Here is a 10,481-nt window from a genome sequence, read left to right as displayed (position 1 = left end):
GGTGCGCCGCAGCCCGATGCCTGGCACATGGGCGCGGTCCCGGCGGAACTGGCGAGCGCCTACGCCGCCGCGGCGCTGGCGACGGGGGCCGCCTTCTGGCTCGCCCTGGGGCCGCTGCTGGGCTGGTTCGGCGAACGCTTCGCCAAAGCCGAGACGACAAGCCTGAAAGGAGCCCCCGCATGAGCAAGATCCCGGTCACCGTCATCACCGGCTTCCTCGGCGCCGGCAAGACCACGCTGGTCCGGCACCTGCTGGCGCAGGCGCACGGCAAACGCATCGCGCTGATCATCAACGAGTTCGGCGAACTGGGCGTCGACAAGCAGGTGCTGGCCGGCTGCGGCGACGAGAGCTGCCGCGAGGAGGACATGATCGAACTCGCCAATGGCTGCATCTGCTGCACCGTGGCCGACGAGTTCATCCCGACCATGCAGCAATTGCTGGGCCGCGCCGAGCGCCCCGACCACATCGTCATCGAGACCTCGGGGCTGGCCCTGCCGCAGCCGCTGATCCGCGCCTTCAACTGGCCGGAGATCAAGTCCGAGGTGACGATCGACGGCGTCGTCACCGTCGCCGACGCGGCGGCGCTGGCCGAAGGCCGCTTCGCCATGAGCGAGGCTGCCGTCGACGCCCAGCGCAAATCCGACGCCATGCTCGACCACGCGACGCCGCTGGGCGAACTGTTCGCCGACCAGCTGGTCGCCGCCGACCTCGTGGTGCTCAACAAGACCGACCTCGTCGATGCCCCGGCCGTCGCCGCGGTCGAGGCGGTGCTGCGGGCCGGCATGCGCCCCGGCACCGGGATCGTCCGGGCCCAGCACGGCCATGTCGACGCCGTCGCGCTGCTCGGGCTCGGACTCGCCAGCGAGGACAATCTGGGCGGCCGCGACAGCCGGCACGAACTGGAGCATGGCGGCGAAGGACACGAGCACGACGATTTCGACAGCTTCGCCGTGCGCCTGCCGCCGACCATCGGCCGCGACAGCCTGCTCGGCGCCATCGAGGAAACCATCCGCGCCCACGACGTGCTGCGCCTCAAGGGCTTCGCGGCATTGCCCGGGGCGGGCGCGCGGCTGGCGGTGCAGGCGGTGGGGCCGCGCGTCAATGCCTGGTTCGACCGGCCGTGGCAGGAGGGCGAAGCGCGCGAGACGGCGCTGGTGGTGATCGGCGAATCGCCGCTCGACCGCGAGGCCATCACCCACAGCCTCACCCGGGCGGCACAGGGCGCCGCCTGATGCACCTGCTGACCGCCCAGGCGGGGGCGCTGCAGCAGGAGGGCGAAGCCATCGACCTCGGCCAGTCGCCGGCGCCCATCGTCTTCGCCTCGGCCGCCGACAGCGAGCTGGCCATGCTGGCGGCGGCGGCCGACCGGGCCGGGGCGCGCGATTTGCGCCTCGCCAACATCCTGCGCCTCGCCCACAATCTGTCGGTCGACATGTGGCTGGACAAGACGGTCCGCCACGCCAGGCTGGTGGTGGTGCGGCTGCTGGGCGGGCCCAGCTACTGGCAATACGGAGTGGACGAACTGACGGGCCTGGCGCTGGCGGGAACCATCCGGCTGGCGCTGCTGCCCGGCGACGCCAATCCCGACCCCGTGCTGCGCGAACGCTCGAGCCTGCACCCCGCCGACTGGGACCGGCTGCACGCGCTGTTCATCGCCGGCGGGCCGGAGAACGCCGACGCGCTGCTGGCGGGGTTCCGCCTGCTGGCGGCCCCGCTTGCGGGGGAGCGGGGTGGTGCAACGGAGCACCGATCGACCCCCACCCCCGACCCCTCCCCGCAAGGGGGAGGGGAGCGAGAGATCGAGGGCGATCGAAGCACCGCGATGCCAGCGCCTCCCGCCCCCCTTGAGGGGGAGGGATCGAGGGAGGGGGGTGGTGCAACGGAGCACCGATCGACCCCCGACCCCTCCCCGCAAGGGGGAGGGGAGCCCCGACTGCAAGTTCTCGACGTTACCCCCTTCCCGCGCTTCGGGCTGTGGTATCCGGGGCGGGGCATGGTCGACGGGGACGAACTGGCGAACAGCCTCGCCACCCCCCTCCCAACCTCCCCCGCAAGGGGGGAGGTGTCCGCCGGTGGAGGGGGCACGCTCGCAGCAGGCCACACCCTGGCGGGGGGTGGTGCACCTGAGTATCGATCCACCCCCACCCCCAACCCCACCCCTCAAGGGGGAGGGGAGCGAGAGGCCGGGGGCGATCAAGGGGGAGGGGAGCGAGAGATCGAGGGCGATCGAAGCATCGCGATGCCAGCGCCTCCCTCCCCCCTTGCGGGGGAGGGATCGAGGGAGGGGGGTGGCGCAGTGGAGCACCGATCGACCCCCTTTCCCGACCCCGGAGGTGGGGGTGCGTCGGTCGATCACGGGTTCGTCCCCGTGCTGTTCTACCGCGCGGCGCTCGAAGGCGCGGGCACGGCGACGCTCGAGGCGCTGGTCGCCGCGCTGGAGCGGCAGGGCCTGGCGCCGGTGCCGGTGGTGGTCTCCACGCTCAAGGAGGGGGCCTGCGTGCGCTTCGTGCGGGCCGTGTTCGAGCGCTTCCCGCCGGCCGCCATCCTCAACCTCACCGGCTTCGCGCTCGGCCTCGACGGGCTCGAGGACAGGCTCAATCCCTTCGCCGGTACCGACGCCCCGGTGCTGCAGCTGCTGCAGGGCGGCCGGCCGGCGGCGCAGTGGGCCGCCGACAGCCAGGGGCTGACGGCCAAGGACCTCGCCATGCAGGTGGTGCTGCCCGAGCTCGACGGGCGTTCCGGCATGCTGCTGGTCGGCCACAAGCAGGAAGGCGTGTGGCACGCAGCGACGGAATGCCCGCTCTCGGCCTATGCCCCCGACGCCGACGGCATCGGCGCGGCGGCGGCGCTGGCGGCAAACTGGGCGCGTCTCAGGGCGACGCCGCGCGCCGAGCGGCGGGTGGGGATCGTGCTCGCCAACTACCCCATCCGCGACGGGCGGCTGGCCAACGGCGTGGGGTACGACGCGCCGCAATCGACGGTGGAGATTCTGAGGGTGCTGGCGCGGGCTGGGTATCATCTCGGGACCCCCACCCCCGGCCCCTCCCCTCAAGGGGGAGGGGAGCGAGAGATCGGGGGCGATCAAGGAGGAGCGGAACGGGAGGCCGGCGGGGGAGTTGGCAAGGGGCGAGACGTCGGGGCGGTGTTTTCCAATGCAAGGCATTTGCGCTCGAAACGGACGGCGGTGGCCCGGGACCTTCGAAACAACGCAACGGTCCCCGAGCGCCTGCTCTGGCCGCTGCTCAAGACCTTCAACGTCGCTGGCGTGCACTTTCGCCGCCAGGTCCCGCTCGGCCCCTATGTGGCCGACTTCGCTTGCCATCACCCCAAACTCGTCGTCGAAGTCGATGGCAGCACGCACTTCACCGACCGCGCCGAAGCGCGCGATCGCAAGCGCGATGCCTTCCTCGGATCGATCGGCTACCGCGTGATCCGCGTCACCACTGCCGACGTCGCCACCAATCCGGACGGCGTCCTGCAGCTCGTCGAGGCGACCCTCGCCGAACTTTCGCTCCCCTCCCCCTTGAGGGGAGGGGCCGGGGGTGGGGGTCCGGCGGTCCTGCCAGAAAACGGCAATGCGCTCATCGAGCTGCTGCAGGCCGGGCCGACCAACGCGCATCCGGACCGCGGGGAGGGTATCAGTCTTGCCGTGGGCAGGTACAAGGAGCTGCTGACTGCCCTGCCGCAGAAGCTGCGCGACGAAGTCAGCGCCCGCTGGGGGGCGCCGGAGGCCGATCCGTTCGTGCGCGGCGACAGCTTCCACCTGCCGGCCGTCACCCTGGGCAATGTCGCGATCCTGCTGCAGCCGGCGCGCGGCTACGACCGCGACGAGGAGGCGAGCTACCACGATCCGGACCTGGTGCCGCCGCACGCCTACCTCGCCGCCTATCTGTGGCTGCGCGAAGGGTTCGGCGCGCAGGCGCTCATCCACAACGGCAAGCACGGCAACCTCGAATGGCTGCCGGGCAAGGCCACGGCGCTCGACGCCGCGAGCTACCCGCTGGCGCTGTGGGGCACGCTGCCGCATCTTTACCCGTTCATCGTCAACGATCCGGGGGAAGGCACGCAGGCCAAGCGCCGCACCGGCGCGGTGATTGTCGACCACCTGGTGCCGCCGCTGACGCGGGCCGAGACCTACGGGCCGCTCAAGGACCTCGAGGCGCTGCTCGACGAGTACTACGCCGCCTCCGGCATGGACCGGCGGCGGCTGGCCTCGCTGCGCAAGCGCATCCTCGAATACACCCGCGACGCGCAACTCGACCGCGACATCGGCCTGCCCGAGGACGAGAGCGAGGCGCTGAGGAAGATCGACACCTTCCTGTGCGAGCTCAAGGAGGCGCAGATCCGCGACGGATTGCACGTGTTCGGGCAATCGCCGACGGGGCGGCTGGAGCGCGACCTCGTGGTGGCGCTGGCGCGCGTGCCGCGCGGCGACGGGCCGGGCGAGGCGTCGCTGCTGCGGGCGCTCGCCGACGACCTGAAGCTGGGCTTCGATCCGCTGACGGCAAGGCTCGGGGAGGCGTGGACGGGGCCGGCCCCGGAAGTACTTCTGGCTGTTCGCACCGAGGCCGCGGTTCCAGCGCCTCCCTCCCCCCTTGAGGGGGAGGGATCGAGGGTAGGGGGTAGTTCAGTGGGTCGCGGCACGACCCCCACCCCCAGCCCCTCCCCTCAAGGGGGAGGGGAGCGAGAGATCGGGGCCTATCAACGGACCCGCACCATCGGCGATGTGGTCGAACACCTCGAGGCCCTCGCCGCCAACCTCGTCGAGGGAACCCGTGCCCCCGATCCGGATTGGACCGCCACCATCGCCGTGCTCGAAACCATCGACGCCGTTATCCGGCCCCGCCTCGCCGCTTCAGGGCCGAACGAGATCGCCGCCCTGCTCGACGGGCTCGACGGCAGGTTCATCGCGCCGGGCCCGTCCGGGGCGCCGTCGCGCGGGCGGCTCGACGTGCTGCCCACTGGGCGCAATTTCTATTCGGTCGACAACCGCGCGGTGCCCACGCCGACGGCCTGGGAACTGGGCCGCAAATCGGCGGAGAACCTCCTGGTGCGGCACTTCCAGGAGCACGGCACCCCGCTCCGCTCGCTGGCGCTGTCGGTGTGGGGGACCGCCAACATGCGCACCGGCGGCGACGACATCGCCCAGGCGCTGGCGCTGATCGGGGCCAAGCCGGTGTGGGACCCCTCCTCGCTCCGCGTCTCGGGCTACGAGATCATGCCCCTGGCCAGGCTCGGCCGCCCCCGCGTCGACGTGACGCTGCGGATTTCCGGCTTCTTCCGCGACGCGTTTCCGGCCCAGATCGCGCTGTTCGACCGCGCCGTGCGCGCCGTCGGCGCGCTCGACGAGCCGGAGGACATGAACCCGCTGGCGGCGCGCATGCGCAGCGACGCGCTCGGGCTGCTGGCAGCCGGGGCAAGCGAGGCGGAGGCGGCGCTCAGGGCCGGCCACCGCATCTTCGGTTCGAAGCCCGGGGCCTACGGCGCCGGCCTGCAGGGGCTGATCGACAGCGGCAACTGGCAGGGCAAGGCCGAGCTCGCCGACGCCTTCCTCAACTGGGGCCAGTACGCCTATGGCGCGCAGACGTCGGGCGTGCCCGAGCGCGAGCGCTTCGCAGCGCGGCTGAGCGACATCGACGCGGTGGTGCACAACCAGGACAACCGCGAGCACGATTTGCTCGATTCCGACGACTACTACCAGTTCGAGGGCGGGCTGCTGGCGACGGCGGAAGCGCTCACCGGCCGGCGGCCGGCGGCCTGGCACAACGACCATTCGCGCCCGGAAAACCCGCTCGCCCGCACCCTCGAGGAGGAGATCTCGCGGGTGATGCGCAGCCGCGTCGTCAACCCCAAATGGATCGAGGGCGTCAAGCGCCACGGCTACAAGGGCGCCTTCGAGATCATCGCCACCGTCGACTACATGTTCGCCTTCGCCGCCACCACCGGGGCGGTCAGGACGCACCATTTCGACCTCGCCTTCGCCGCCTTCGTCGAGGACGCGGCAACGCGGGCCTTCATCATGGCCAACAACCGCTTCGGCTATGACGAACTGATCGCCAGGTTCAACGAGGCGCGGGCGCGCGGGCTGTGGACGCCGCGCTCCAACTCGGCTTACTCCTATCTCGAAACCACGTGATGTCCGATGCTTCCCCCTCATCCGGCGCTTCGCGCCACCTTCTCCCACAAGGGGAGAAGGCGACCCGGGCAAGATCGTGCCGCAACGCCTTCTCCCTCGATGGGAGAAGGTGCCCGACGGGCGGGCGAGGGTGGAGCCCCGCATCCGAAATCAAGGAGCACGAAATGAGCGACCGCGCGCCCAAGAAGACCGACCTCATGACCGAGGCCGAACGCGACGCCTACCACGCCGAGAAGATGCGCAAGAAGAAGGAGGCGCGCGACAAGATCCTCGCCACCAAGACCGAGGAACGCGGTCTTCTCATCGTCCATACCGGCAAGGGCAAGGGCAAGTCGACGGCGGCCTTCGGCATGGTGTTCCGCGCCATCGGCCACGGCATGAAGGTGGGCGTGGTGCAGTTCGTCAAGGGCGCCTGGGGCACCGGCGAGCGCGACGTGCTCGAGAAATTCCCCGACCTCGTCACCATCAAGGCCATGGGCCAGGGCTTCACCTGGGACACGCAGGACCGCCAGCGCGACATCGCCGCGGCGCACGCCGCCTGGGACGAGGCCAAGCGCATGATCGCCGACCCGCAATACAAGATGGTGCTGCTCGACGAACTCAACATCGTCTTGCGCTACGACTACCTGCCGCTCGCCGAAGTGATCGCCTTCCTCAGGGACAAGCCGCGCGACACCCACGTCATCATCACCGGCCGCAACGCCAAGGACGAACTGATCGAGATCGCCGACCTCGTCACCGAGATGACCGAGATCAAGCACCCGTTCCGCACCGGCGTGAAGGCCCAGGCGGGCGTGGAGTTCTAGCCGGGCGGGGGCACGGGACGGGCTGCCCTGGCCGCACCCGGCGCTTGACCGCATCCCCGCCGGCGCGATAGGTGCGGCAGTGGCCGGGACAGGCCTGTCTGGCGGCCTGCGCCGCCACACGGCATACGGGCGATGGCGGCACGGTGATCAGGACCTTCGGCAAACTTGCAGAACTGCTCGACCGGCGGGAGCGCCGGCAGGCGCTGGCGCTGCTCGCCCTGATGCTGGCGATGGGGCTGGCGGAGGTGGCCGGCGTCGCCTCGATCCTGCCGCTGATCGCGGTGCTGGCCGATCCCGAGATCATCCAGACCAGCCCCTATCTGCGCCAGGCCTATGAGCTCTTCGGCTTCGCCGACACCAACGCCTTCCTGATCCTGCTCTCCGCCGGCGTCTTCGCCCTGGTGGTGGTGCGCACCGGGCTGGCCGCGTTCACCGGCTACGCGCTGCTGCGCTATGCGCATATGCGCGGCCACGCCATCAGCGCGCGGCTGCTGTCGTCCTATCTGCGCCGCAAGTACGAATGGTTCCTGAACCGGCACAGCGCCGATATCGGCCACTCGGTGCTCTCGGAAGTCGACCAGGTGATCACCGGCAGCCTGATGCCGGCGCTGCAACTGGTGTCGCAGGCGATCATCGCCGCCTGCCTCGTCGCCCTGGTGGTGGCGGTCGAGCCGCTGGTGGCGCTGGTGGCGACGGCGACCATCGGGCTCGCCTACGGGCTCGTGTATTTCTCCATCCGCAGCCTGCTGCTGCGCGTCGGCCGGGAGCGGCTCGAGGCCAACCGCGAGCGCTTCCAGATCGCCCAGGAGGTGCTGGGCGGCGTCAAGGAGGTCAAGGTGGGCGGGCTGGAACGCGGCTATCTGCGCCGCTTCGCCAGCGCCTCGCTGCAGCACGCACGGCGCCGCACCACGCAGATGGTGCTCAGCGAGATCCCACGCAACTTCCTCGAGGTCGTCGCCATCGGCGGCATGCTGGCGGTCATCATCGCCCTGCTGCTGCGCAACGACGGCAGGCTGGAAGCGGCGCTGCCGGTGATCGCGCTCTATGCCTTCGCCGGCGTGCGCCTGCTGCCGGTGGTGCAGAACCTGTACCGCTCGGTGGTGTCGCTGCGCGCCGGCCAGCCCGCCCTCGACGCGCTGCATGCCGACCTGTTCGAGCCGGTGGCGGTCTCCGATTTGCGCGACGACCAGCCGCCGCTCGCCCTCAACGACGCCATCGAACTCAGGGGCGTGAGCTTTTCCTACCCGCAGGCCGAGCGCCTGACGCTCAGGGACATCGACCTCACCATCCGGGCGCACACGACGGTGGGCTTCGTCGGCGCCACCGGCGCCGGCAAGTCGACGGTCATCGACCTCATCCTCGGCCTGCTGGAGCCGCGCCAGGGGCAGCTGCTGGTCGACGGCAGGCCGATCGGCGACGACAATGTGAGGGCCTGGCAGAAATGCATCGGCTACGTGCCGCAGCAGATCTTCCTCGCCGACGAGAGCGTCGCGGCCAACATCGCCTTCGGCGTGCCGCCCGGGCAGATCGACATGGCGGCGGTGGAGCGGGCGGCGCGCATGGCCATGCTGCACGATTTCGTCACCGCCGAGATGCCGCAGGGCTACCTGACCCCGATCGGGGAGCGCGGCGTCCGCCTGTCCGGGGGCCAGCGCCAGCGCGTCGGCATCGCCCGGGCCCTGTACCACGATCCGGACGTGCTGGTGCTCGACGAAGCCACGAGCGCGCTCGACAATCTGACCGAGCGCGCGGTGATGGAGGCGGTCAACCATCTGGCGCACCGCAAGACCATCCTCATCATCGCCCACCGGCTGACGACGGTGAAAGGATGTGACAGGATCGTGCTGATGCAGGCGGGGCAGATCAGCGCCGTCGGGACGTATGACGAACTGGCAGGCTCCAGCCCGGAGTTCCGCCGCATCGCGGGGGCGGCATAGGGGCTTTGCGCCCGCCGGTCACCACCCCCAGCGGAGCGACAGGACATGGCCAGCATCTGCGTAGTGGGAAGTGGGCCGGCGGGCAGCTTCGCGGCTGTTGAACTTGCCGAGGCCGGGCACGAGGTTACGATCCTCGAGACGGGCTCCGGCAACCGGGACTCCGACGCGGCAGCCTATGTCGCTGCCATCCACCTGCCGCCCGGGGCGACGCACGACCTGGGCTTCTCCCGCCAGATTGGCGGCGCCTCCAACCTGTGGGCCGGCCGGGTTGCCGCCCTCGACCCGATCGACTTCGAGTTCCGGCAGTGGGTGCCCGACAGCGGCTGGCCAATCGGCCACGACGCCCTGGCGGGCTACTACGACAAGGCGGCGGGCATAATGGGCGTCCCCTCGCCCGCAGCCACGACGGCTCCCGTACCCGCCGGCTGGGAGAAGCTTCTCGGCGGCCCCCTCTGGCCGAAACAATTCGTCTGGAACAGGCCGCCCTTCAATACGGCGTCGTATCTCGGGGAGGCAATGCCCCGGCTCGGAGGTCGGCTGCGGCTGATTGCCGATGCGCACGTGCTGCGCCTGGTCGAGGAAGCGGACGGCGGTCGCGTTCGCGCTGCCGATGCCGTCATCGGTGGCGAGGCGGTGCAGGTGTCGGCCGACATCTTCATCCTTGCCGCGGGCGGCATCGAGACCCCGCGCATAATGCTCAACTCCATGGGCCGCAATCGCAACGGGATCGGGGAAGCCACCGACCTGATCGGGCGCTATCTTTCCACCCACGCCAAGGCCGACATGGGCGTGCTGGTACTCGAGCGGCGGGTGCCGACGACCACGCCCATGTTCGCCGTGCAACCCGTGGGCAAGGCGTACCTGCGAACCGGGCTGGGCCTGAGCGCGGCCCGGCAGCGGGCGCTGCACGGCCTGAACCACTGCGTGCAGCTGTCTCCCCTGCCCGAGCACCGTCTCGGGCGCTGGCGCAGACGCGGCGGAGGGCGCGCGGGAGCGGACCCGTCCCTGCTCCGAGGGGACGCAGAGAGGCACGGCATCTTGGCAGAAGCCGGCCTGGTCGCACGCGTCATCGCGCGCCGGCTGGCCGGCCTGCCGGCCACCACACGATTGTTCGTGTGCCGGGCCTTCCTCGACCAGCACCCCAACCGGGACAATACTGTCCGCCTGTCGGAGCGCACGGATCGCTATGGCTATCGCAAGGCCGAGATAGACTGGCGGTTTTCGGCGGCCGACAGACACAGCGTCATCGCATTCTTCGAGGAGCTCGATGCAGCCTTCCGGCAGGCGGGGCTGGGGCATGTCGACCATGCCGGACTCACCGCCATGGAGCACTGGCCATTGCGGGCCCTGCATTCCCACTTCATGGGGACGACCCGGATCGGGCGCGACCACACGAGCGGGGTGGTGGATGCCAATTGCCGCGTGTTCGGCCTCGACAACCTCTATGTCGCGGGGCCCTCGACGTTCCCGACCGCCGGCTACGCCAACCCGTATCTCACCATCGCCGCCATGGCCCTCCGGCTCGCCGACCACATTGCCCGGGTGCACCGCGCCGGCCACGCCCCGGGCCGACCTTTCACCATCCTTGCCAGGGAGTCGTAG

At 70.6% G+C, this 10,481-nt stretch carries 5 protein-coding genes and 1 pseudogene; all 6 read left to right on the top strand.

Going from position 1 to position 10,481, the window contains the following annotated elements:
- A pseudogene (locus VGD93_RS02160) lies at positions 1-183 on the top strand (hypothetical protein); the annotation flags it as partial.
- Positions 180-1,232 carry a cobalamin biosynthesis protein CobW gene (cobW, locus tag VGD93_RS02155; RefSeq protein ID WP_395008727.1) on the top strand — a complete coding sequence of 351 codons (1,053 nt, stop codon included), beginning with the start codon at positions 180-182 and terminating at the stop codon, positions 1,230-1,232. The pseudogene VGD93_RS02160 and the gene cobW, both read left to right, overlap by 4 nt.
- Complete coding sequence (locus VGD93_RS02150) at positions 1,232-6,136, top strand: cobaltochelatase subunit CobN (protein ID WP_395008725.1); 4,905 nt, start codon at positions 1,232-1,234, stop codon at positions 6,134-6,136. The genes cobW and VGD93_RS02150 overlap by 1 nt, the downstream gene beginning before the upstream one ends.
- Positions 6,137-6,333: 197 nt before the next feature.
- The gene (cobO, locus tag VGD93_RS02145) at positions 6,334-6,942 is read left to right on the top strand and encodes a cob(I)yrinic acid a,c-diamide adenosyltransferase (RefSeq protein WP_395008729.1); all 609 of its coding nucleotides are present in this window, start codon (positions 6,334-6,336) and stop codon (positions 6,940-6,942) included.
- A gap of 143 nt (positions 6,943-7,085) precedes the next feature.
- Positions 7,086-8,879, top strand: a complete 1,794-nt coding sequence (locus VGD93_RS02140; RefSeq protein WP_395008723.1) for an ABC transporter ATP-binding protein — start codon at positions 7,086-7,088, stop codon at positions 8,877-8,879.
- A 45-nt stretch (positions 8,880-8,924) separates the two neighbouring features.
- Positions 8,925-10,481: an FAD-dependent oxidoreductase gene (locus tag VGD93_RS02135; RefSeq protein WP_395008721.1), complete on the top strand. Its 1,557-nt coding sequence runs from the start codon at positions 8,925-8,927 to the stop codon at positions 10,479-10,481.

The organism is Devosia sp. (assembly GCF_036406155.1).
Lineage (GTDB): Bacteria > Pseudomonadota > Alphaproteobacteria > Rhizobiales > Devosiaceae > Devosia_A.
This window is presented reverse-complemented; position numbering and strand designations above follow the sequence as displayed.

What these genes read in the sequence shown, in the direction of transcription:
- cobW (WP_395008727.1), top strand. Translation starts at nt 180, where the DNA reads ATGAGCAAGATCCCGGTCACCGTCATCACCGGCTTCCTCGGCGCCGGC.
- VGD93_RS02135 (WP_395008721.1), top strand. Translation starts at nt 8,925, where the DNA reads ATGGCCAGCATCTGCGTAGTGGGAAGTGGGCCGGCGGGCAGCTTCGCG.
- cobO (WP_395008729.1), top strand. Translation starts at nt 6,334, where the DNA reads ATGACCGAGGCCGAACGCGACGCCTACCACGCCGAGAAGATGCGCAAG.
- VGD93_RS02150 (WP_395008725.1), top strand. Translation starts at nt 1,232, where the DNA reads ATGCACCTGCTGACCGCCCAGGCGGGGGCGCTGCAGCAGGAGGGCGAA.